The following is a 23052-nucleotide window of genomic DNA, read 5'->3' as shown; positions in this document are numbered from 1 at the left end:
AATCAGTCATGATATGAGCCCCTAATGTGCGGAACAGAAAATCTTTAAATAAGTTCCAATCCGCGAACCACTTTGCCCCGAATGCCCTGTGAAAACCCAAACCAAGAGGTTTGGAAAACCAACTGGCCCAACGGGGTCGCCAGGTAAGGAGTTCGACATGAAAACCATGCAGCGCAAGACGGTAGGACTGCTCTCGATTGCCGCGGTAGCCGCGTTCGGATTGAGCGCCTGCTCGATGGACAACAGCGCCGAGTCCACTCCCAGCAGCGAAAGTTCGGCATCGAGCATGGCTTCTAGCAGCCCGGAAGCATCTGAGGATTCGGGCATGGCCAGCGAATCGGCCATGGATCCAGCCGCCAACCTTGTTGGTTCAGGATGTGCGGCGTACGCAGAAGCAGTGCCCGAAGGTGACGGCTCCGTTGCAGGCATGGCCCAGGATCCGGTAGCCGTGGCAGCGTCCAACAACCCGTTGCTGACCACCCTGACCAAGGCCGTGTCGGGAAAGCTGAACAAGGACGTGGATCTGGTGGACACGCTCAACGGCGATGAGTTCACCGTCTTCGCACCTGTGGATGACGCATTCAAGGCCATTCCAGAAAAAGACCTGAACGCTGTTGTGTCGGATGCTGACATGCTGACCAAGGTGCTGACCTACCATGTGGTCCCAGGCCAGATAACTCCCGATGAGTTGAAGGGTGATCTGGAAACCGTTGAAGGTGACAAGGTCAAGATCAGCGGCAGCGGCGATGACTTGATGGTCAACGATGCCAAGGTCATTTGCGGTGGCGTGCAGACTGCCAATGCCACCGTTTACCTCGTTGATTCGGTGCTGATGCCACCGGCAAAGAAGTAGTACTACAGCATCAAGCTGAAGAAGCCAGGGGACGGGCGATGCACGATTTGGGGGCCCGTTCCCTGGCTTCCGTCTACCCAAGATTTGACCTGCAGCTACTGCCCTGAACGAGAGCAATGTCCTTGACGGTATGGGGTCGTTGAACCCAAGATCCCGAATTGGGCAGTCGAAATCACCGACGGTTCAGCGCCGGATGAGGCTCTCTTGCTTCAAGCCGCACAAGGAGATGAAGCAGCTACGCAGCCTTATGGCGGACTTGTCCCAAGGGTGTTCGGTTTTGACGCCCGTCAACTGAGCGATGAAGTCCAAAGGCAGGAAGCCGCACAATGAATATTTTCAGACGATTAACGACATGTTGATGGCTTCGCCACTGTGCGAACTACCGCACTAACTTGGCTGCTGAAGATCGTCCACCAGTCTGCCGTTGGACAGATCCGCTTCACTTCAGAGCGCCCGAAACCTGTGCTGGGAATCGCTGTTGAAACCTCTTAAGCAAGGCATCAACCATTGCAGGGAAGAGCGGTACGTCCTGATGAGGTCAAACGCATGATCGAAGCTCTCTACCAACTGACTGAAGCGCAATGAACCGTCCCGGAAATTACGCCGCCAGTTTACTGGCGGCTTCATCGGGTAACGAGCCGCTCATTTCATCATAATAGAGTTCTTCAAATTCAACCGGAGCCCGATATCCGAGGGTCGAGTGCAACCGGTCGTTGTTGTACCAGTGCACCCATTCCACGACCACGTCATCCACGTCCGCCTTGGTAGCCAAGACTCCAGTGCGGAACGGTGAATCCTTAGCAACCGCCTCGTTCTTGAACAACCCCATCACCATTTCGGCGGCCGCGTTGTCGAACGCGTCCCCAATCGTTCCGATCGACGGCACCAGCCCCTCCATCGCCAGCGTCTGCGTGTACCTCTGAGAGGTATATTCACTATCCGCATCTGAATGGTGGATGGTGCCAAAGGCCGATCTCACATGCGCTTTTTGCTCAATCCGGCGTTGCCATAGGGCCAGTTGGAGAGCTTCCTCCACAAACTCGGTGTCATGCGAGGTCGACGAAGCCCAGGACAAGATCCGGCGTGAGAACAAATCGATCACGAAGGACACATAGGCGAACCCGCCACGAATCGGAACATAAGTGAAATCAGTGACCCACACCTTGTTAGGTGCATCAGTATAGAAGTTCCGATTCAATAGATCTTTCGCCCGGATTTTATCTTTAGCGCGGATCGTTGTAGTCGTTCTCCGACCCCGCACCAGCCCATTCATCCCAGCTACACGCATCAGCCGATCCACGGTGTGTTTTGAGATGTCAGTGAAGCCGTTGCGCTGCAACCAGACCAGCATTTTCCTCCGCCCATAAAGAACCTCGGGCATCGGTCTCCCCGTCTTTTCATCAGGTTTCTGCAGGTCATGAAGAACGTTCAAAATCAGTGCGTCCGTGACGACCCGTGGTGCTGGTTCAGCTGCTTTCCAACTGCGATACGTGCGGGCAGAAACCTTCAGGCCCTGAGTATTCAGGGCATCACAGATCTGCTGGACTGCGTAGCCGTGTTCGCGTTGCTGGTCGATGAACTCGGTGATTAGTGCCGGCGAGGGTCCGGCTCCCTCGCGAAGAAAATCGCTGATGCCTTCAAGATGTCGTTGGCTTCTTCAAGGTCCCGGACCTTGGCTTTCAACGCTTTGATCTCGGCGAGTTCTTCGCTGGTCGGTCCGGTTCGTTCACCGGAATCAACCTGGGCTTGGAGCACCCAGCGGCGCAGGGTTTCTTTACCGACGTTCAGCTTTGGAGCCATGTCATTGCAGGCTGCGTAGACCGACTTATAGCGGTCAAGTCGTTCCATGATGTAGGCCACTGCGCGGGCTTTGACTTCGGGGGTGTACTGCTTGGGCATGCTTTCCATTCTCTCAATAGAAAGCGGCATAAAACCCGGGACGATTCAATCTGTGGGGGCTCTTGCCCACTCCTGCTCCAAACCCGTTGTGGACACAGCGTGGATCCCGGATCGTGAGGTTGCAGCCACGAGAGCGAGGCGCGAATGCGTCTAATTCTAACTTTTTGGCAACATCGAAGTGAAAAGCGAATTTACTAGATATGATCATATGCAATGCATATAAATCAGAATGCATTAATACGTTCGTATTCCGAGGCGCCACCTGCAGTCAGAACTTGCACTAGCGGACGTGGTCCCTACTTGGAATTGGCTATCAATTGAAAGAGGGCCCTTTGAAGGGACTAATGACGATGCTTGTCTCTGGGCTGACATTGGCGCTGACCATGGCTGCGATGCCTTCTTACGCATCACAAGATACGGATCTAAACCTAAGCGATGTCAAGAGCGCTTCGCCTATTCCAGCAGCCGAATCTGCGTCTCTTCTGAAAGACGATCCGTCATCGAAGACGATCACTTTATCAAACGGGGTGATTGTACCTTTCAGTGCAGACGACCGTACGAGTGCTGAAGAGGAAGCATTCCGCAGTGAAGTGTCATTGTTGGTAACTCTCGATCAGCTAACGTCAGCCAAGATGAATGAGCTGGGCCTTTCGGAGCCGGCAGAAACTCTGGCGACAATCCCAGTGACAGTAAAACCCAGCGATTTTCTTCTTGGGGTAGCTGAACCGGCCAAGCTCGGGTGCCGTGTTACCAAGCCTTCGTCGAGTGCAGGTGACATAAATATTTCTCGCCCCCAGATTGTAAAATCTGGGACAAAGATTTATGCGTATGCTCGATACAATTGGAAGAATGCACCCTTTTCCGAGTGTCCACGCGGCAAATCTCAGATCGGTGGACCCGACGGGCTAGCAATTACGTTCAACCGCGCCGTCACCAACAAGGGCGTTTCCTTTGTGGGGTGCAACAGCTATAACAAGTGTGAGAAAACTGGATGGCTGGAAACCAACAATCAATATGGTGCGGGTTGGGCGTTCCAGGATTGGGGCTACGGCGCGCTTTACGGACACAGTCCTACATATAAAGGAACTTTGACCTATACGCTAACCACGAGTTCAACTAAATGCCTTCAAGCTTTTGCGAAATATGGGCATTCTTGGAACTCTACAAAGCTGACCGGTTTTAGTATAGGTAAGTCTTCAATCGGAATCTCATGGAATACGAGCTCAAATCTATGGCAGAAATCAAGCCAAGCCGGGTCTTACCGATGCTAGGACGCACCTGGGCAAAGGGATTAGCCCTTGCATCATTTGTTCTGATCGCAGCTGGTTGCTCAACTTCAGATACATCCCAGTCACTATCTGTGGATGCCGTCATGGATGTTTGTGCAAAAAATGATTGTTTTACCGTAAAAGTTCCTGCGAACCTTTCAGTAACGGTCAACGGCCATGAAGTGAGCATTCCATCTTCCAACGGGTCTGGGACAGTGGCTTTGGAATCTGTCGGTGCTGTTCAAGTGACGGCACGCTGGAATTCGTTTGAGAAGACAGCCGATCTGATGATAAGTGATGGATCAGCGGAGTCAGTCACCATCAAGTTTGATGAAATAGCGAGAGTAACCGAACTATAGAGAAAAGTCTGAGGTCAAACCCCTGATTATTCTGATCGTCTGCATCACACGGCTGAGGTTTCTGTCGCGGTGCTGGTGATGGTTGATATCGTCGGAGCCGTCCAGGATTGCTGAATCCCCATGAGGGAGAGACCTCATCTGCAACAAGGGTGGCAATGATTGTTCATGTCTCAACAGACTCTTTCGCATGGAAGCATCCCGCGGTCTTTGCAGGATGCTTCCATGTTTAATGCCGAATCCAGAAAAATCGCACGTGCCATCCATGAGTCGGTAGAAAGAATTGTCCAGTGAGTCCGCGGGATTTCACCTGCACTTCCTCACCACGGCCTTGACCTCCCCACCGCCAACGCCGAGATTGCCGAAGATCTCGTGCAGCTCGACGGCTCTCCCGTCATCGACTACACCCACTTCTCCCTCGCGTTGAGCCGATCACGCAAGTTCGCCCGATGGGTGAGCTGGAACATCGACGGATTACGCATGCAGTTGCTCTCCCGTGCCGGTATCAACTTCACCAAAGACCCGTTATATTGTTGACAGCTCCTTATCTCCGAGGAGCATAGGAGCTGTCGGCCAACCAATCTCGGCATGGTGTCTTGCCCCCGCTTAGCCAATAGTCCGGGGGGCCTCGCCGATAATCTTTTCCGAGCGCGGGCACTGATACGAAAATTTCACGTCCTTCGCCTTTTAGGTACCAGCGCTTACTTTGATCTCCCTGCCAGTGGCTTGCCAGTAGTCGCAGGCGGCTTTGCTACTTTCAGCTTCGCTGGAACGACCTTGCCCGTAGACTCACTCGTGACAGTTCTGACCAACGAACTCAGCACCGGGAATGAACGTTGACCCGGTGGCACCAGCATTAGGGCTCCCCTGGGCATACCTTGGAAACTCTGCATGGGAAATAGATAGCATCGATTTTGGCAGTGAGCTTCTCAGTCGCGATCTTGCTTCCCGTTACATGGGGCTTCGAAATGGCTCTCACGCTAGTAGCAATAGGCATCCCGTACCTTGCAATTACCTTGACCGCAGGAACCCAGTACACCGAATCTTCCCGCATCGGATTGGTCGAGTAGTCCACCGCGATCACAGCATTCGATCCTTCCCAGCTAGACGGTAAGACGCGCGTCGCCCCTGGAATCGCTTTAACATTGCGCGTCCACTGCAGACTCGTAAAAGGATAATTGCCCACATTTGAACCGCAGACACTTCGCTTATCCATCCATCTAATTGTTTGAGCGACACGACCACAGCCCTGACCTGGCATCGACGCGCATCGTAAGATGAATCCAAACGCATAGAATCAATGCAATACATTGCAGCCTCTGCGCATCACCCTGCGGCCCTGCAGTGCGGGATAACGCGGCTCCTCCGCGAGAACGGATACTAGTTTTGCTGTCAAAGATCAAAGAAATCGCGAATCGCACCTTCCACGTGGAGATCCGGAATAAGAAACCCATTCCTGTCAAGATGGGCGGCCACGAGGAACTGCCGGCACTGCTCAAGCAAGTGATCGCCGAACTGAAGAAAAATCGCAACGAGCTGACCGCGATTCGCACTGCCACCACTGGCCGGTTCATGGACGAAGTGGCAGAAGTCTACGCGCACCAAGTCCTGCCCTTTAAGGAGTCTCTGGAGCTACTGGCCGCGTCTAACGCCTCCATCGCACGATTCGGAGATGGCGAATTCCGGCTCATGCTCCGCCCAGAGTTCAACCTAGGCTTCCAAAGCAACTCCAAGGAGCTCCAGTATCAGCTCCGGGAAGTCTTTGAAACTCAATCCGAAGACCTGCTCATCGGTTTCCCCTTCTTATTCCGAGATGCCCACTGGTCCAACGTGTATGCCGAGCTGTGGCCCAGCTTGAAGCCACTGGTTAACCCTCAGCAAAAATACATCAATGCCCATATCACCAGGCCCCGAGTGTTTGAAGTCCTGGGCCAGGAAGCAGTAGAGCTATGGCGCAAAGTCTGGGACCGGAAAGATGCCGTCATCATCACCGGCGAGGGCTCACGGTTTGATTTGGTCCCGGCACTTTTCGATAACCTGAAAACCGCAGACTTTATCCATTCAACTCCCAAGGACGCATTTACCGATCTGGAGCGAGTTGTCTCCGAGACCCTGGAAAAGAATCCGGACCTTGCCATTATTTCCCTGGGCCCGGCCGGAACCGTTTTGGCCAAAAAACTCTCCGAACGCGGGATCCGAGCTCTTGATATTGGCCATTTGAGCAGCAGTTACCTCAACGTGGTGCAAGGACACGCACGTCCGGAACATACTCCCGCAACGCGGCAACTACGCAAATAGCCCGCACCGTTGCCCCAATGCCGCCTCCGTGAAGCAGCGCGTTCCCCATTTGCACTTGCTGGAACGCCATCCAATTTCGTGCATAAATCGAGCTGACTTGAGGACAACGGATCGCACTTGCACTCTCTTACGTGATCTCATGCTTTTACGAGTACTACACCAATTACAAGGGCTCGGGATACTGGGAACGTAAAACTGTTCCAAGAAGACAAAGCTGAATCCTGGTGGTGGGTTTCGTGGAGGGACCATGTTGATGTAGATGCTGATGGCCGAATCGGTACCACTGAGATCAAGCGCATGCAGGCCGATGTGAACTGCCGTGTTCTCTAACTAAACCGTTAGATCCTATTCACACACTTAGGGTTCAAGTTTGTTCTCGTCAAATTATTCAGAGCCGATGTTCATTGGCATTTGGGAAGCCAAATCGAGCGTGCCGGCCGATAGGTCTTTATCCGACCCAGTTGGTTTCCTCAACGACTACTCCGAGTTACTGTGGGGCGTTGAAGATGAGTCAGTGGAACGTGCATGGCTGGTCAACGATGCGGGTAGCCGGGATGACTTTCACAGCTCGGTGAACGCGCCGGATTATTGGTTCCAGGTAGGTGTCCGAGCTGCTGCGGCTAACGCAACTCTTCCATGCTACGCATTGACTGTTTTAGCCGATACTTTTCGATCTGCAAGTTCTAGTCCTCTAGCACATGTTGATTTTGCCGTTCCGCTCCAACAGCTAAAGAATCTCAATTCCGGTGTGCTCCCATCAGAGGGCCTAAGTGGAGTTGTTGGACTTGAGACGAATGAGAATAGACGGGATATTTCGGTCGAGGTACTGTCTGGGCATAAGAATGCTTTCTCTGACGATGTTCTCAACTCTCTCGCCTCGCGGATCTCTACTGCCCTGGCGATCGAAGTTGATTCCCGTTGTACCTTCTCGAAGGAATCTCCACCGATTTCTGATGGTATTTGGAATGGACCAGGGGTTTCTTCTGCTCTGCTCTCCTTCTCTTCTGGTCTTCATTCATTACCTTCTATTGGGTGGATGACAGGTTTAATAGCCGAAATCCTTGCTTCCAACGGCATCGATCATCCGGTATACATATCGTGGAAATTTTCCGAAAAGACCAGTGACTGGCCAATGCTGTTTCATAAGATGCAGACACGGTTTCTTGGGTTCTTGCGGTGATTGCAGCGCTTAATGGATGAGTGGTGACATGGCGATGTACTTGGTCCTTTTCCGTCCGGATCTGCTGCAGGTCTCTCGGCGGGGATGCAGGCTGGTGATTTCATCACCGATGCCGTGGTTCCGATCACTACCAGCAGGCGTACGGGTCGCACTATATTAGCCGCTGCCGGTGGCGTCCGACCTCGCCACGGCAGGAACTTTGAAAGGACGGTCCCTGACGATTCGCCCAACGCGGGGAGATCGCTATCCTCCACGCAACACGAAACCCGGTACCCGTTATCGGGCAACCTCCGCTCGTATGCTTGCCTACGCGCGGGCCAGCCGGCCAAAATCGTCCCCCGGTTATTTTTCTGCCGGCCAAATGCAATGAAGCGGGGCCAGCCGGAAAATCCATCAACCCGCCAGGGCTGCGCAACCCACGAAAATCTTGGGCCGGAAGAAGCGACGAAAGAGCGCGGCCCGAGAATTTCTGGGTGGAGCACGCCCGAAGCGCAGCGAGTGGCTTGTGGGTTTGGAGGTGGCCCGTACACTCCGAAGGACAGCAGCAAAAAACAGGAAAAGACCGGACGAAGTCCGGGCCAACAGCCGGCCGCGCCAGCGGACGCCCGATCCCTTCATGAATGCAGACGGTCCCTTAGCTGTTAGTTAGCCAAGCAAGATTTAGTCACAGTTTGGCTACAATTTCATTTCTCCATCAAAAATTGCATTATGTGACGTGCCCCTATAGCAGAATCTATGTGTTGGCTATGTGCCAGCTTAATTTCTTATCGAAAACGGGGTCATGGTGCACCACTTACTTGGGGATACCTCTGCACGCTTGTGGACAGATTTCACAGTGCGCAAGAGGAGAATCCTGTCTGCCATCGCGATAGGCAGCACTTCAGCATTGCTGGCATCGAGCCTTTTCGTTCCCTCTGCTTTCGCAGACGAGGAACCGCAGGGTACCGAGCAAACCGTCGAGGACGTCACTGAACGCCCCGATGGGGTTTCAGCCCAAATTACGGCCAAGGCCACCGGTCAGCGCGTCGAAGACTTGTCCCTCCGCACGGCCACCGAACAGGTGTTCGCCAACCCGGATGGAACCTGGACGTCCGAAACGACCTCAGCGGCCCGCTTCAAAGAAGGAAAAGACAGCTTCGTTCCCCTAGGCGCCGACGGGGAACTGACCGACACCGCATCCCCGGTCGTAGGTGATGGTACCGAGCTCACCATCGCGGACGGAACCGACGACATCGGCGATGGCCCCACCCAGGATTCGGTAATCCTCGCTCAGCTGGAGTCCACCGGTGAGCACGAAGGCTCCACCTTGAAGCTGGGCTGGGAAGGTGAACTACCTGCCCCGCAGATCAGTGAGAACCAAGCCACCTACACCGAACAAGTGCAGGTGCCCATCATCGAAGATCCATCCGGCGACGTCATGCCACAAACCTCCACAGTGGACCCAGTCCCTTCGGACGCTCCTTCAGAGTCTCCCACCGAAACGGAAACTCCCGAGGTCAATGAAGAGCAGCCCGAAGAGGATGAGGATGCAAAATCCTCAGATTCAACTCCGGAGCCTTCTGAACCCGCAAGCACTTCTTCAGAGCCGGCCACCGAATCAGCGGAACCGTCACTCGAGATGCCTGCCGGACCCCAGTCGGTGGACGCCAGCGTGGTTGTCGAGCCGCTGCGGTCGGGCTTCTCACACCGCACCGTCCTGGAACAAGCCCCCGAAGGGGACGTGTCGCTACGGTTCCCCATCAAGCTCTCTAAAGGTTTGAAGCTCACAAGGGACAAGGACACCGGGGACCTTCGCGCCATCAACGGTAAGGGCGAGACTGTGTTCTTCGCCCCGGCGCCAACGATGTGGGATGCCAAAATCGATGAAGCATCCGGACTGCATCCTGCCGAACGCACCGTGGACACCACGCTCACCGAAGAAGATGGTGTCCCGGTGCTCACCTTGAACGCTGATGCCGCCTGGTTGCAAGATCCACAGCGTCAGTACCCGGTCACCATTGATCCGACTTGGTCGTCGGGTGTCTCTGATACGTGGGTTCAGGCCGATGTCCCGGGCTCCAAGGCCGGCGACCCGGAACTGCGTGTAGGCACGTTCAACGCCGGCGCATTGAAGTCACGTTCGTTCCTGCAGTTCGCTTCCTCGGCCTTGGATGGGAAGAAGATCACCAAAGCCGAACTGAAGATGCATAACTACCATTCCTACTCGTGCACCTCCGCCCCAGTGAAAGTCCAAAGACTGACCAGCGACTGGATTTCCTCCGATGTCCGCTGGACCAAGCAGCCCACCGCCACGACCAGTGGTGAAGGGACGAACAACGTCTCCAAGGGCTACTCTTCGAGCTGCGCTGCAGGATACGTCTACTACCCGATCACCCCGATCGCCCAGTACTGGGCAGATAACCCCACCAAGAACTACGGGGTCCGGTTGATCGCAGCCGATGAGACAAACAACTACACCTGGAAGCGGTACCGCTCAGCAAACTACATTGCTGGTGCCAATGATCCAATCGAACCGCAGTTCATCGTCACCTACAACTCCTACCCCAGCACACCTTCAGCAGTGTCCTTCGGCGCAGGCGAGTCCGTCAAAGACTCCACCGGAAAGCTCTGGGTGAACAAGAAATCCCAAACACTCCGTTCCACGGTCACTGACCCGGACGGAGGAAAAGTCAATGCCGAGTTCGACATGACCGGCACCAGCACCCTGAGCAAGCAAGCTGGCTCATCAGTCGCTTCCAAACAGGTCTCCATATACAAGGCCGCACTGAAAGACGGCACCTACACCGTCAAGGCCTGGGCCAATGACGGCACGCTGAGGTCCAAGGCTGCCGGACCTGCCACGACGTTCACCGTTGACACTGTCGCACCATCCGCCCCAACGATCACCTCCACCGGCGGAATCGCTAACAACGGGTGGCTGCCTGCGAAGCCCGCTTCGAACACCTTCACGTTCAAGTCCAACGCAGATGCCGCCACGATCTCCTACCAACTGAACGACGCCCCCTGGAAGGCGCTCAAGCCCACGGCCAACGAAGCCAAGGTGGCACTGAACCCGGTGGGGGCGAACGTGCTGCGGGTGAAAGCCACAGATTTGGCCAACAACACCTCAGGAACCACCACGTGGACCTTCGGCAACGGCGTCGCTTCCCTCAGCTCTCCCGCTGCCGGTTCCACGACCTCGGATTCATTCAAGGTCACCGGTCAAGGGCCCACCTCCTCCACCGGTGCGGTCACGCCAAAGGTATATTGGCGCGAAGCCAACAGCGCAACGGCAGATACCTCAACATACGGCGCAACTGCAGGCTGGTACGAAGCGGCAACACTGGCAGAGATCGCAGCGGGCCAGCCCGTCAAAATCGACACCATGATCGATGTCGCAGCAGCTCCGGCAGGCAAACTCAAGGAGCTGGGCAAAGACCGGATTGCAGCACTCGTAGAAGTACAGGTCTGCTTCGACTACGCCGGAGCACCATCAACTTCTAAGCTGCAGTGCACCACGAACAAGTCCAAAAAACCAGTCCAGGTCACCAAGCTGCCGCACGCCTTCGGAGACAACTACCCCGTCGCCGAGGCCGGCGACGGCCAGGTCGCACTGACCACCGGCGAACTGAACCTTTCCGAAACCGACGTCGAGGTCAACGCCGGCAATACCGGCCTGTCGGTGAGCCGCTCCTACTCCTCCTATTCCGGGATCGGAGCCAATTCCCGCATCTTCGGCAAAGGATGGCGCGCCAACATCGAAGGCCCCGACGAAGGGCTGGCAGGATTATTGGTCGCCGAATCCACCGCAGTGGACGGCTCCATCACCCTGGTCAGTGACGATGAAACCGCAGCCGTCTTCCGCCAGCCAGGCAACGGCCGTGTGTCGTTGAAGACCGGAACCTACACGCCGGCCAACGAAGACGCCACCGCTTCGGGCTGGAAGCTCGCCCTGTCCGGCTCCGGAACCAACGCGCGGATCAAGGTCACCGAAGAAGACGGAACGGTGACTACGTTCAAGCGCGGTGCCAACTTGGAGGGTAACCCCAAGATTTGGGAATGGATCACCGAGACCGTCACCGGCGGCAACGGCACCGGGACCAGCAAATTCGTCTCGAACACGGCCGGCCAAACCACCATGGTCATCGCCGGCACCGAAACCAACCTCATCTGCGACACGGCGACCCTCGTACACACTGAGGCAACTCCGGTGAAGGGATGCCGACGCATCAACCTGTCCTACGACACGTCAGGCAAAATCACCAAGGTCACCTACACCGCCTGGGACCCAGCCAAGAAGGCGATGGACACCGTAGGTATTGCCGAATACGGGTATGACGGAACCAGCCTGGACGCACGACTGATCAGTGTGAAAGATAATCGCACCAGAGACACCACCACCTACACCTACAGCACTGACTCCAAAGCCGGGGTACCATTGCTGGCTTCCACGGAAGAGAAAACAAGCTCAGGCTCCCGCGTGGATGCTCCCACCTACTACACCTACGGCAAGGCCAACGACTCAGACCGCTCCGACTGGCTTGAGCTCGTCGAACGCGGCAACGCGACCGACGGCAATACAAAAGTCCAGACTGCGCGCTTCGTCTACGGTCTTGACGTCGTAGGCGATGGGAAGAACACCCCCAACCTTTCCGAAGGCCAAGTCAAGCTGTGGGAGCAAGAAGGCACTAAACGACCGGTCACGGGTTACGCAGTATTCGGGCCAGGAAAAGACGTTAAAACCTCCAAAGCATCCTCTGTCACCGCGGCTGATTTCAAGTATGCAGACCTGCACTATACGGATCCGCAGAACCGCGTCGTCAACACCGCATCCTATGCGGCAGGCGCCTGGCAGATCACAGCCAACGTGTTTAACGCGGACGGCAATATCGTTCGTGATTACGATGCCCGCGGCATTCGATTCATTTTGGCTGCGGCAAAAGACTCATCCAATATCAAGGACGGGGTACTCAAAAGCCATGAAGACTATGCGTCCATAAGCGTCTACTTCGCTGACTTAGCGAAGTTCGTCGATAATGAAGGCAACGGCCTCTCAACCAAAACCGATGCCACGGAAAAAGCTGCAGAAATCGCCAAGAATGAGGCGACCGCCGAGTTCCTCCGCGGCTACGTCACCGACACCTATTCACCGGTAACCACCGATGAAAACGATGAGCCCTCCCGTGTCCATACCAAAACCAGCTACACGCCGATCACGGATGTGGACGCCGGGGGCATGCCGCGCATGCTGCCAACCACGGTAGTGACTTCAAAGGCCAGCTCCGGGAAAACAGAACCAGATGCCACCGGGGAACCTATCATCACCCACGTGGAGAACGGCTATAACGCCTACACGACCGACAAGAACGGGAAAGCCGCAACAGACAAGAACAACCTACGCTCAGGTTGGGTGGTTGGTTCACCGACCAAGGTCACCCAGGTCATGGCTAAAACTGCGGATAATATCGTCACTGAAACCCGGTTCGACGACCAGGGCCGCGTGATCGAGTCCCGGCAGCCGAAATCCGCGGGAGCCGATGCTGGCACGACGAAGAGCACCTACTACACCGCCGCAGCGAATGCTGACGATGCTACCTGCGGCAATGCTCCGGAGTACGCAGGGTACTTGTGCAAGAACACCCCGCAGGGCGCCGGGTCGGTAGCCAAGCACCAGACCGGATTCAACATCTATGGCCAGCCGGCCACGTTCACCGAAGCCTCGACCGGGACCGATGGCGCCAAACGCACCACCACCCAAACCTACCGAGCCGACGGCCAAGAGCTGAAGACCACTGTCACCACCAGCGGCATCACCACTACTGCGGTGCAACCGGCAGAGAAGCTCTACGACGCCACCGGCGTACAGAACGGGGTGCGCGCGGTAGCTTCCGGCTCACTGCCGCAATCCGAGATCAAGTGGACCCAGGACTTGTGGGGACGCACCACCTCCTACACGAACTCACTAGGAGAAACGACCACCACCGAGTACGACGGATTCGGCAACGTCTCCAAGACGGTCTCCCCTGTCTCGACCACCACGTACAAGTACGGGGCACTGTCCAACGATGGGACCACCGAGTATCAGGGTGCGGTCACCAGCATGACCGTGTCCAAGCACGGCGGCACCAGCACCGCCACTTACAAGGCCAGCTATGACGGGGACGGCAACGTCCTCACCCAGGTCATCCCCGGGGGCTTCACCCAGAAAATGGACTACGACGAATCCGGCAAACAAGTCCGTCTAGCCTACGACGGACCGTTGAAAGCCGAAGACGGAACCACCTCGAACGGGACCTGGATCGCGTGGGAACTGAACCGCGACGTCACCGGACGCATCATGGGTGAAACCACCCCCGAAGGCGACGTGCTCGCAGGCACCTCAACCGCAGGAGACCGCGGCGCAGCCTACGATCGCGCGTTCACCTACGACCGAGCTGGACGACTCACCGAAGTCAAGGACATCACTGCCCAACCTGGTGAAACACTGAATACAGACTCCGAGGAAGGTGCGGTCACCCCCACGACGGTGCGGAAGTATGCGTTTGATAAGAACGGCAATCGGACCACGCTGACCACCACGGTCAACGGCACCCAGACCGCCAAGCGGACCTGGGCCTACGACGCAGCAGACCGCGTCGGCGTGGGCGCTGGGTATGTGTATGACGGGTTGGGACGGCAGACCACGGTTCCTGCAGCGGATGCGTCAGCAGCTGCCAACGGAGTGAAGGCCGGGGTTGGGGCGATCACGGTGAAGTACTTCGCCGATGACGCGGCCGCAGCGATCACCCGCAACGGCACCACGTCAACCATCGCCCGGGACCCGTCAGGTCGCCGCCTGACGGTGACCTCTACGGGAACCGCGGCTGCAGGAACCGAAACCAAGCACTACGCCGATGATTCGGATAACCCTGCCTGGAGCACCCGTAAGCAAGGTACCCAAACCATCACCACCAGGTACGAATCCACCATCGGTGGAGACCTGGCGTTGACCATTACCGGGAACACCGTCGAACTGGCCGTGAACAACCCCCACGGGGACGTAGTCGCGACCTTACCGTTGACCGGTACCGGTGCAGGGCAAGGTATCACCGGATGGGCTCAGTACGATGAGTACGGCAACCAGCTCACCGAACCAGTGAACACCGGCGCCACCACTTACGGATGGCACGGAGCCGATGAACGCGCAGTCGACATGAGCGGGCTGATCCTGATGGGAGCTCGACTCTATAACTCGGTCACTGGCCTGTTTACCAGCCGCGACCCAGTTGAAGGCGGTAACTCGACATCGTATGTGTACCCGCAGAATCCAGTAAACGCTAACGACGTATCTGGGGAATGGGGATGGTGGGACACAGCTGATGTTGTGCTTACTGCAGCTTCATTCATTCCTGGAGTAAACGCTGTAGCAATTCCGTTGCGAGGAATTTCCGCTGGAGTACGGGCTGCGCGTGCTGCGTATCATGGGTATAAATTGTACAAATCAACGCGAATCTCTAGATCTACCTTCAAAGCGGCGAGATTAGTCCGTACTTCGAGATATGGAGGTAGTGCAACCTACGGAAAATCCGTAAGTAGAAAAGTTTGGAAAAAAGCAACGAGAATACATGCCGGAAGAAGAGGCCATTATGTAAATAATTATGGCAGCAAGGGTGGAAGTATTATGAGTTCGCGTGGTCTACGCGGATATCGAAATCCCGCAGCAAAGCAAGGCAAGCGGGGAAAATACGGAAACCTCGAAAGGTATTCCAAGCGCCCTTCTTCCAAAAAAACTTCAGGATACCCAAATAAGTATGGAAATTATCACGTAAAAGTCAGAAGGTGGTAAAATTGGCGAATTCTTCTTTTCTCCACAGGATATCCATTGATTTTATGGAGGAACCCTTTCATGGCAATTTCGCAGGCGATGAGCCGGAAGAGAACCTAAGGTATCCCCCGAATCAATTTTTCGGGCTTGCTGGAATGCCTTGGGCAACTATGTATGAGCTTCGATTAAGTTACCGGAAGCTAGGACTGGAGATTTTCTCTGAAGAAATTGGGAATGTTTTTTCCATCAGGGTTCGGTCGCCGCAGTTTGCAGAAAATGACAAAAGATTTATTGACAAGCGTGCCATCGAATTGGATTCCTTTGATGATCGGCAAGCTAGATTGGCGATCTCTAATGTAATCAAAGCTTCAGGAGGGATCACGATTCAGTCCGCAATTCGCAAGTTGGAAAATCATTTCTTTGTCGATGAGCTTTAAAGCATTATTGATTAGTATGAAGTGCGAATACAAATACTCCCGCATTTCACAACAATTAATATCTGTAATTATTCTGGCATATTGCCAGTGAGCTGTTGAATATTCTGTCGGCTCGGGAGCATCGGGGGTCGACGATCGTCACTTTGGAGTTTGATTCGGAGGACTGGTATCGGTCGTTGTATGATGCGGTGGTTGCTGAGTCGATTCTGAATCGGTTGGTTTCCAAGAGTGAAATGATTCAGCTCGATGGGCCGAACATGCGCCGGTATGAGTACATCACAAGTCATTAGAACACCATAGAGCAGTAAACGGGTGGTGGTGCGTGGATTTCTCTGATTTCGGAGTGCTATCCGGTCCACGTACTACTGCTACCGTTTCGATACACAGGTGCTACCAAATACTCCTGCTAAACACTGGCTCCAACCATCGTGTATTAGCAGACGTATTTGGAGGCACCTGTGCGCGTATCGAATAGCTCTAATGTACGACTGGATAGCGCTCACTACGCATTGACGCCGGCGGTGCCCTTGGTGAGGTTATCCAGGGCCAGCGGGACTATCACGCGACCGGCATGGGCGTCGAAGGCCAGCTGCAGCTGGGCGTGATTTGAACCCTGCACAGCGCCGGCGGTTGGCCGCTGACTACGCGTTGACGGGAACATGGCCCTAATGGATTTCAGTGTAATAAAAATGGATAATTTGCTATATGTAATGCATGCCACAGTTCCTGCCTTGGTTCTTAGTGTGATAATTTTTCAAGATTTTCGCTGGAAAAATGAATACAAAATGAAGACGATTGCTACTTACACTGCGGCCCAAGTGTTTATTGAATTGGCGATAACATACACCATCTGCCTCAATATATCCTGGCTTCTGGCTTCACCATTTGACCCACTGGGTCCCTTTATGGATAGTCCAAGAAAGGAATTTGACCCTTGAGCTTCTGATTACTATTGGAAACTCAAATCGCGCCGAAGACCTACTATCATATTTTGGCCAGCGCTGGTATTACACTTCAGGATTAATGCATTGTTTGTTCCATCAATGTTCGGTATCGATTCCTTTGGCTATTACATTGAACTGTAAATGATTGAATATTTCAGGTAACCAGCCAAACCTAAGTATGGTGTGGAAGAATCTGCAACATGTGTATTTTCTCATCTTAATTAATCTATGAGATTCATTCAATACTCAGGTCAAAAATAGGCGAACTCACGTGAAAAACCACGGGCATCGAGGGCAGTACTAGTGGTAAAAGAAGAACTGCAGACGCGGATGAGGCGGTTACAGATGATTGAAAACGAGTCCTCCCAATCGCACAGTTGGAACCCCGGTATTGAAAATTTTAGGCTAGGCGTCGACGTCTTCGTTGGGTGTATGACCAGTGGCGTATGGAAAAACTACGAAGTGATAGTTTGTATCCTCGGTCACGAGCCGGAAATTTTCTGGGATGTGAGTTTCTTACCGGGTAGAGAACCTCTTGGGGAGGGAGGAGACAATCACGATCCGCTATTTGAGTCTGAAATTGAGTTGTCCGAGGCACTTATGGGAAGCGAAGTGCAATGGTCAAGTCCAGTCCAATCATTTCTCAGAGCGGAAGAATACTATGGCTGAGCAGCCAAAAATAGTTCACGGATGGTGAACCGAGCAGCGGGGTTCCTACCATAGCGGAGATCTTCAAGCAACAAGCTAGTTCACCGGGATTACGGCAATCAGCTTATCGAACCGCTGAATACCGATGCGATGACATATGGTTTGCATGCCGCCGCTGAACATGTTGCCAACATTGGCGACTTGATACTGATGGGTGCCCGACACATTAGCCATAAACGGCGACGTGGCGACTCATTGAAATTGTCCAGACACCGTCTGGACAATTTCAATGATCCGTATCATAGATTGCAACAACGCCTAGTACAATATTTCCAAGATAAATTGTGCGGTCTCAATATCGGTCGTTAATGACACACCGATCTGTGGGGATCAACCAAAACTCCTGACATTCGAAAACACAACAGATTTTCAAGCATGTTTCGTCGCAAAACCCAGTACCACAAACTATGTGTTGCTATAGTGGCCACTCCACGAGTATTGGTACATTTGATCCCATGGGACACCGCCTCTGATACGCCAGAGTCTCCACCGGCGACCAAGACGCGCAACTCCAACACAATGCACTAGTTCCTTTATGGCGCGCCCGGGACACTGAGTACTGCTATTAGAGATGTGCACCCTCAACTGCGAAGAGCCACGTAATGAATCGCGCGGAAAATGGAAATGCCCGCGGTTGACGACTCCAGCTTTCAGAATGAACACATGATCAATTCTGAGAAAACTACGCCTGATGAGGCACCCGGGGACGAGACCGTTCATTCCGTTGTAGATCGAATCATGATCGATTTTGGACTCTCTTTGGAAGAAAAAGACGGCTTCGTAGGCCTAGGCTCAGAATTAGCTACCCTTTTCAGTCGCGTCAAGGTGCCGAATGAAGCTGAAATACGCGCAGCGCTTGAAGGAAGCGACAAATGATCAAGGTTGAGAAACTGCGTGTGAATAACTTTCGGGGCATCCGCTCGTTTGAGTTCAAAATGAATCAAAAATCCTTCGTAGTTGCGGGACGAAATGGGACAGGAAAGAGCGGAGTGATCGATGCACTGGAGTTTGCGCTCACCGGATCTATCACACGCTTAACAGGCAGCGGGACGGCGGGGGTTTCAGTAAAGTCCCATGCGCCCCATGTCGACATCGCCGAGACTCCTAAAGATGCCTGGGTCGAGATGACATTCACCGTTGTAGGAACCGGTTCATCCCACATTCTTAGGAGGTCCGTTGCAACTTCCCGAAAACCAACCATCTCCCCAAAAACACCCGAAGCGGAAGAGGCACTCGAATGGACGCTCAAGCATCCCGAGTTTGCACTAACACGAAGGGAGATTGTCTGCTTCGTGCTGGCTGAGGGTAGAAGCCGAGCTGACGGTGTCGCGGATTTGCTCGGTCTTCAACGCATTGGGCAAGTGAGGGCGCTACTAGTTCGAGTGCGAAATGCAGATAAACGAGATTATGCAGGTGCCGCAACCGTTCTCGCCAGTCGAGTGAGGGCATTGGTTCATGCCTCGGGAATCGAAACTTTTAACCCTGAAACGCTATCAAGAGCCATCAACGCAAACAGAACAAAGCTAGGGCTTGCGCCAATAGAGGATCTAACGCCCGAAGCGATCATCGAAGGGGTCGATTCATCCCCGAGCAGTTACACTCCATCAGCAAATCGAAACGAATGGCTGCAAAGGCTCTCAGCGCTTCATTCCACCGTGGAAATTGCTCTTTCGACTAACCTCGATGGTCTATTAGACCAATTAGTTGAGGATGCCGCTGATAGATCAAATTCAGCGGAGTTCATGACGGCATTAGAATCAGATGCTCTTCTAGATTCAGCGTTGGAACTGTTCAACGGCACGGACTGTCCTGTTTGCGCCACCACATGGCCACTCGGCGAGTTTGAGGAGGTAATCGCACGCAAAAAAGCTCAATCTGCCGCCGCAAGAGAAGAAATAGCTGCGTTGAAACTGAGAGCAAGCCGATTACTCCCTCATTTCACGGATTTACAACAAACCATCGAAATTGCGCTTCCTGTGGCTGAAGGGGTTGGCCAGGAAGCAATCAACACAAAAAAACAGCTTGAAGTAATTCGTGCAATAACCAAGACACTTCGTTGCATCAGTAACCCTTCGGAGCTGACAGAACTTGCGGCGCTGACGAAGTCGAAAATTGCTCCAATCAAGTCGTGGACCTGCGAACTCGAAAAGAAAGTTCGTGAGCTCCCCCTGCCAAACGAAGCCGACGAGCAAAAAGGTCGCTTACGATCTTTGTCGCATAGTTTTCATGAATATGCGGAACAGAAACGCCTGACTTCTAGCCTTTCCGAGAAGTCGTTAAGATCAACTACAGCTTGCGAAGTCTTCGAGTATTCAACTGCTGCGAGCCTCATAGAAATTTATTCTGCCGTTCAGTCGAAGTTTGCGCTCTTCTACTCCGCTATCAACGCCGACGACGAGAGCCAGTTTTCGGCCACTCTAACTCAGTCGGGTGCTGGCTTGGATATGAATGTTGACTTCTACGGCCGCGGAGAGTTTCCCCCTGGGGCATACCACAGCGAGGGCCATCAGGATGCGATGGGGCTATGCCTCTATCTCGCGTTGGCTCAATTTACATTGGGTACCGGATTTACCTTGTGCGCTTTGGATGACGTACTGATGTCGGTTGATTCTGGCCATCGCCGCTTCGTCGTAACGTTGTTGATTCAACAGTTTTCTGACACACAGTTTGTTGTGACCACGCATGATGAGCAATGGATGCGTCAGATGAAGTCACTGGGCTTCGTTCAGGGGCGGAACGTGCTTCAATTTCGAACCTGGAATGTCGATAGTGGACCCGTCGATTGGGCACACTATGAACCATGGGGTGAAATCGAAACCTTCCTAGAGGCAGGTCATGGAAAACTGCCGCTGGGTCCTTACGTTCCTATCTGGAGCACGTAGGACGCGAATGTGCCAGTAATCTCGCCGCACCCATCCCATACAAGCTTGATGGCCAAAACACTCTCGGGGAACTCTTCAACAGCAGCATCAGTACACTTCGATCCACTATTAGGAAGGGGAAAAATTCTGCTAACTCCTGGGGTCGACCGGAGCTTGTTGCTCAGTTAGACGCTTGGGATACTCGGGTTCAAACGGCCGCTCTGGAAGCAAAACAGGCAGAATGGGCTATCAATACAATCGTTCACTTCAACGAATGGGAGAACCAGACTCCCTCGGAATTTGCTCTCGTTGCTGCGTCCTGGAGACGCCTGATGAGGGAGTTCGCGTGTAACAAATGCGAGGGCCTAGCTAAGGTCACAAGCGATAAAGATTCTCTTCGTTGTGCCTGTCAAACCATATCTGTAAATCTGCTTGGCAAGAATTAGTTGGTATTCCGGTATTATCTCGCGACGGTTTCAAAGAAAGCTTTGGTTATTCTTTGGCATGTCTTGCATCCCATGTCCTACGGGACCTCTGAACCATCCGACTTGCTCCCCTCAAAGACGACAGTCGTAGATCCTTTGCCGCCTATTATCAGACCAGAAGCCGCAGACCATTTGGAATGAGTACGCTGGAAGAAACTCTTCCTCATTCCAGTGCGAGAATGATTTTATGAACGCCGTGGTTGCAAAATGAATAAAACTTACTTCTTGATCAGACCTAATCCCGAGGGATGGGACGCGCTTCCACTGTGCCCCCGTCCGTGGCGACAAATGCTTGTCGCTTGTGCGATCATCCTGATAACAACAGTTGCCTCATTCATCGAGGCTCGGGGCTGGGAAGATCCTCCGCCAGAATACTGGCAACACCCGTACCAAATTGCGGACATGTTCGGTTTCTCTGCCACCCTCGTTGCCTTATTCTTTTCTCTTACCGGCTGGTTTTTTGGGCGTCTGGCTGTTGCCATGGCACCCATCATTTTGCTCTATGCGGCAATACCATATTCACTCGACACCACCGAAGATTCCGCTATCTGGTGGGCTGGGACCATCGCCGCGGCACTTTGGTGGCTTGTCCAGACAAAAATCTCCCACCAACAAATTCACGCCGTCCGGAATCTCGCCACAGAGTCCAACACCGGCGCCACCCTCGAGCTAGGCCCGGATGCACAGATGTCACTGAAACGCATCAAAAACCGCAGCCTCTCCTGGGCGGCGACTTTAAGCTCGATCGCAATCCTCTTCTGGTTAGCTACTGCAATGGCACTACCTACTGCGGTAGGACGCACCCTTCAAGAACTCGAAGATCTGGCATTATCCGATTATCTGGGAACAGCTGCTGCAACCGTGAGCATTTTGGCACTAGCCCAGTGGCATCGCTACGGCTGGCGGTCCCTAGCTCGCAGGCGCGTAGGCAACATGGTGTGGCATGTCCCGATCGTGGGTGGCCCGGTTGAGGGACTATGGTCATCGCTTTCCGAAGACGCTGGCATGGTGTCTTTTGATCATGCTCGTTCATTACCTTCGTGTATCTGTATCAACGATTTTAAACGCGGTAACCCTGACGAAGTGGACCTATACGGTGACATCAGCATTACGGCATCCGTTTACTGCCCGGTTCACGGGATCGATCACATCAATTCCCTAACTCACGAACATTTTCGTTCCAAAGCGACCAATACCTGGTTCTGGGACGAAGATTCCCTGTTACCAATATCCACGCAGGCCGAAGAAGACAGAACTCTACTCATCGGATACGCGGGCACTTCCTTTATCGGGTTGCCGGCACACTTCTCTAATGACACAGCAGAAATCCAACCCGACACAGATAACTTCGTTGAGGAGCGCAATCCGCAGATAAACGAATCACAGTGGAAGCGGCCCTTACCGCCACTAAGTGGAGCCGTGGACCGGATCGATCTAAGACCGGCAGGTCTAGGAGGGCATGCCATCCGCTACCAGCACGGGCGGGCATGGTTTGAAACAACCAGAGATGCGGATGCCAGAAAACGACCGACTACTGAAGAATGATGAACTGCTCCTCTTTTTCATTGGATGAGTCCGTAATCCAGCTAAAAATCCGTATTCTATAAAGAACGATGAATCGGGCACCGTCTTATAACCAATGGGTTGTAAGACGTCTTGCCGTCCACCCCTTCTTCAGCTTAAAATCCTTGAAAACTCGACGCCCGAATTTTCTTGCAACCATGTGTTATCAGCAACCTCTTCGGATTATGACCCCATTATCAGTTGCAAGACACCTTTGACTAGCTCACCAATGATCATCCAGCCCCGTACCGTCAATAGTTGCGTCAATAGTTCTTCAGGTCTCTCATCATGCCCCGCCAACTTCAGTCGAAAACCCGGTCTTCATGAAATCAAGAGCTCCAGGCAGACCCACCATTCACGAGCCAAGAGGCCTGTCGTGCAATCCAACAAATCGAGATCCACCCAACTGTCCTTGAC

At 53.7% G+C, this 23052-nt stretch carries 15 protein-coding genes and 2 pseudogenes; 14 read left to right on the top strand and 3 right to left on the bottom strand.

Translation table 11 applies throughout. The features are described 5' to 3' along the window. Positions 1-157 precede the first annotated feature (157 nt). Positions 158-853, top strand: coding sequence for a fasciclin domain-containing protein (locus CQ012_RS13650; protein WP_105659206.1), 696 nt, complete (start codon positions 158-160; stop codon positions 851-853). Between the two features lie 598 nt (positions 854-1451). Here CQ012_RS13650 and CQ012_RS13645 read toward each other — a convergent pair. Further along, positions 1452-2390, bottom strand: a complete 939-nt coding sequence (locus tag CQ012_RS13645; RefSeq protein ID WP_286134690.1) for an IS3 family transposase — start codon at positions 2388-2390, stop codon at positions 1452-1454. 50 nt (positions 2391-2440) lie between these two features. Continuing rightward, on the bottom strand, positions 2441-2752 hold the full coding sequence (locus tag CQ012_RS13640; protein ID WP_105662469.1) for a transposase: 312 nt from the start codon (positions 2750-2752) through the stop codon (positions 2441-2443). A 344-nt stretch (positions 2753-3096) separates the two neighbouring features. Here CQ012_RS13640 and CQ012_RS17500 point away from each other — a divergent pair, with 344 nt between their 5' ends. The 8 genes and pseudogenes from CQ012_RS17500 to CQ012_RS13615 all read left to right on the top strand — a co-directional run bounded on the left by CQ012_RS17500 (position 3097) and on the right by CQ012_RS13615 (position 16364). Next, positions 3097-4023 carry a hypothetical protein gene (locus tag CQ012_RS17500; RefSeq protein WP_133833153.1) on the top strand — a complete coding sequence of 309 codons (927 nt, stop codon included), beginning with the start codon at positions 3097-3099 and terminating at the stop codon, positions 4021-4023. After that, on the top strand, positions 3984-4379 hold the full coding sequence (locus CQ012_RS17495) for a hypothetical protein (protein WP_146112352.1): 396 nt from the start codon (positions 3984-3986) through the stop codon (positions 4377-4379). The genes CQ012_RS17500 and CQ012_RS17495 overlap by 40 nt, the downstream gene beginning before the upstream one ends. A 1383-nt stretch (positions 4380-5762) precedes the next feature. Then, on the top strand, positions 5763-6674 hold the full coding sequence (locus CQ012_RS13630; protein WP_105662468.1) for a GT-D fold domain-containing glycosyltransferase: 912 nt from the start codon (positions 5763-5765) through the stop codon (positions 6672-6674). A gap of 397 nt (positions 6675-7071) precedes the next feature. Beyond that, on the top strand, positions 7072-7854 hold the full coding sequence (locus CQ012_RS17490) for a hypothetical protein (protein ID WP_146112969.1): 783 nt from the start codon (positions 7072-7074) through the stop codon (positions 7852-7854). 28 nt (positions 7855-7882) lie between these two features. After that, positions 7883-8074 (top strand): annotated as a pseudogene (locus CQ012_RS18060) (IS30 family transposase); the annotation flags it as partial. Between the two features lie 615 nt (positions 8075-8689). Next, positions 8690-15658, top strand: a complete 6969-nt coding sequence (locus tag CQ012_RS13625) for a DNRLRE domain-containing protein (RefSeq protein ID WP_181149081.1) — start codon at positions 8690-8692, stop codon at positions 15656-15658. Between the two features lie 2 nt (positions 15659-15660). Then, a complete protein-coding gene (locus CQ012_RS13620) occupies positions 15661-16074 on the top strand; it encodes a hypothetical protein (RefSeq protein ID WP_105658543.1) in 414 nt (137 codons plus the stop codon). Positions 16075-16169: 95 nt separating this feature from the next. Continuing rightward, positions 16170-16364 carry an ATP-binding protein gene (locus CQ012_RS13615; RefSeq protein WP_286134333.1) on the top strand — a complete coding sequence of 65 codons (195 nt, stop codon included), beginning with the start codon at positions 16170-16172 and terminating at the stop codon, positions 16362-16364. Between the two features lie 224 nt (positions 16365-16588). On the opposite strand, the pseudogene CQ012_RS13610 reads toward CQ012_RS13615, so the two are convergent. Continuing rightward, positions 16589-16714 (bottom strand): annotated as a pseudogene (locus CQ012_RS13610) (N-acetyl-gamma-glutamyl-phosphate reductase); the annotation flags it as partial. A 28-nt stretch (positions 16715-16742) separates the two neighbouring features. Between CQ012_RS13610 and CQ012_RS13605 the strand changes: the two are divergent. The 5 genes from CQ012_RS13605 to CQ012_RS13585 all read left to right on the top strand — a co-directional run bounded on the left by CQ012_RS13605 (position 16743) and on the right by CQ012_RS13585 (position 22617). Continuing rightward, the gene (locus tag CQ012_RS13605; RefSeq protein WP_146112321.1) at positions 16743-17012 is read left to right on the top strand and encodes a hypothetical protein; all 270 of its coding nucleotides are present in this window, start codon (positions 16743-16745) and stop codon (positions 17010-17012) included. A gap of 351 nt (positions 17013-17363) precedes the next feature. Beyond that, the gene (locus CQ012_RS13600; protein WP_146112322.1) at positions 17364-17687 is read left to right on the top strand and encodes a hypothetical protein; all 324 of its coding nucleotides are present in this window, start codon (positions 17364-17366) and stop codon (positions 17685-17687) included. Positions 17688-18389: 702 nt separating this feature from the next. Then, on the top strand, positions 18390-18602 hold the full coding sequence (locus CQ012_RS13595) for a hypothetical protein (RefSeq protein WP_146112323.1): 213 nt from the start codon (positions 18390-18392) through the stop codon (positions 18600-18602). Then, positions 18599-20608 carry an ATP-binding protein gene (locus tag CQ012_RS13590; protein WP_105662465.1) on the top strand — a complete coding sequence of 670 codons (2010 nt, stop codon included), beginning with the start codon at positions 18599-18601 and terminating at the stop codon, positions 20606-20608. The genes CQ012_RS13595 and CQ012_RS13590 overlap by 4 nt, the downstream gene beginning before the upstream one ends. A gap of 866 nt (positions 20609-21474) precedes the next feature. After that, positions 21475-22617 (top strand): hypothetical protein, encoded by a 1143-nt coding sequence (locus CQ012_RS13585; RefSeq protein ID WP_146112967.1) that lies wholly within the window; start codon positions 21475-21477, stop codon positions 22615-22617. Positions 22618-23052: the final 435 nt, after the last annotated feature.

Origin of the sequence: Arthrobacter sp. MYb214, assembly GCF_002979865.1 — a bacterium.
Classification (GTDB): Bacteria; Actinomycetota; Actinomycetes; order Actinomycetales; family Micrococcaceae; genus Glutamicibacter.
Note: the sequence above shows the minus strand (reverse complement) of the source record. Positions and strands in the feature narration are given on the sequence as shown.

Bases quoted from the DNA above. Each gene is read 5' to 3' on its own strand.
- CQ012_RS13650 (WP_105659206.1), top strand. From the start codon at position 158: ATGAAAACCATGCAGCGCAAGACGGTAGGACTGCTCTCGATTGCCGCG.
- CQ012_RS13640 (WP_105662469.1), bottom strand. From the start codon at position 2,752: ATGCCCAAGCAGTACACCCCCGAAGTCAAAGCCCGCGCAGTGGCCTAC.
- CQ012_RS17500 (WP_133833153.1), top strand. From the start codon at position 3,097: ATGACGATGCTTGTCTCTGGGCTGACATTGGCGCTGACCATGGCTGCG.
- CQ012_RS17495 (WP_146112352.1), top strand. From the start codon at position 3,984: ATGGCAGAAATCAAGCCAAGCCGGGTCTTACCGATGCTAGGACGCACC.
- CQ012_RS17490 (WP_146112969.1), top strand. From the start codon at position 7,072: ATGTTCATTGGCATTTGGGAAGCCAAATCGAGCGTGCCGGCCGATAGG.
- CQ012_RS13605 (WP_146112321.1), top strand. From the start codon at position 16,743: ATGGATTTCAGTGTAATAAAAATGGATAATTTGCTATATGTAATGCAT.
- CQ012_RS13600 (WP_146112322.1), top strand. From the start codon at position 17,364: ATGATTGAAAACGAGTCCTCCCAATCGCACAGTTGGAACCCCGGTATT.
- CQ012_RS13595 (WP_146112323.1), top strand. From the start codon at position 18,390: ATGATCAATTCTGAGAAAACTACGCCTGATGAGGCACCCGGGGACGAG.
- CQ012_RS13590 (WP_105662465.1), top strand. From the start codon at position 18,599: ATGATCAAGGTTGAGAAACTGCGTGTGAATAACTTTCGGGGCATCCGC.
- CQ012_RS13585 (WP_146112967.1), top strand. From the start codon at position 21,475: ATGTTCGGTTTCTCTGCCACCCTCGTTGCCTTATTCTTTTCTCTTACC.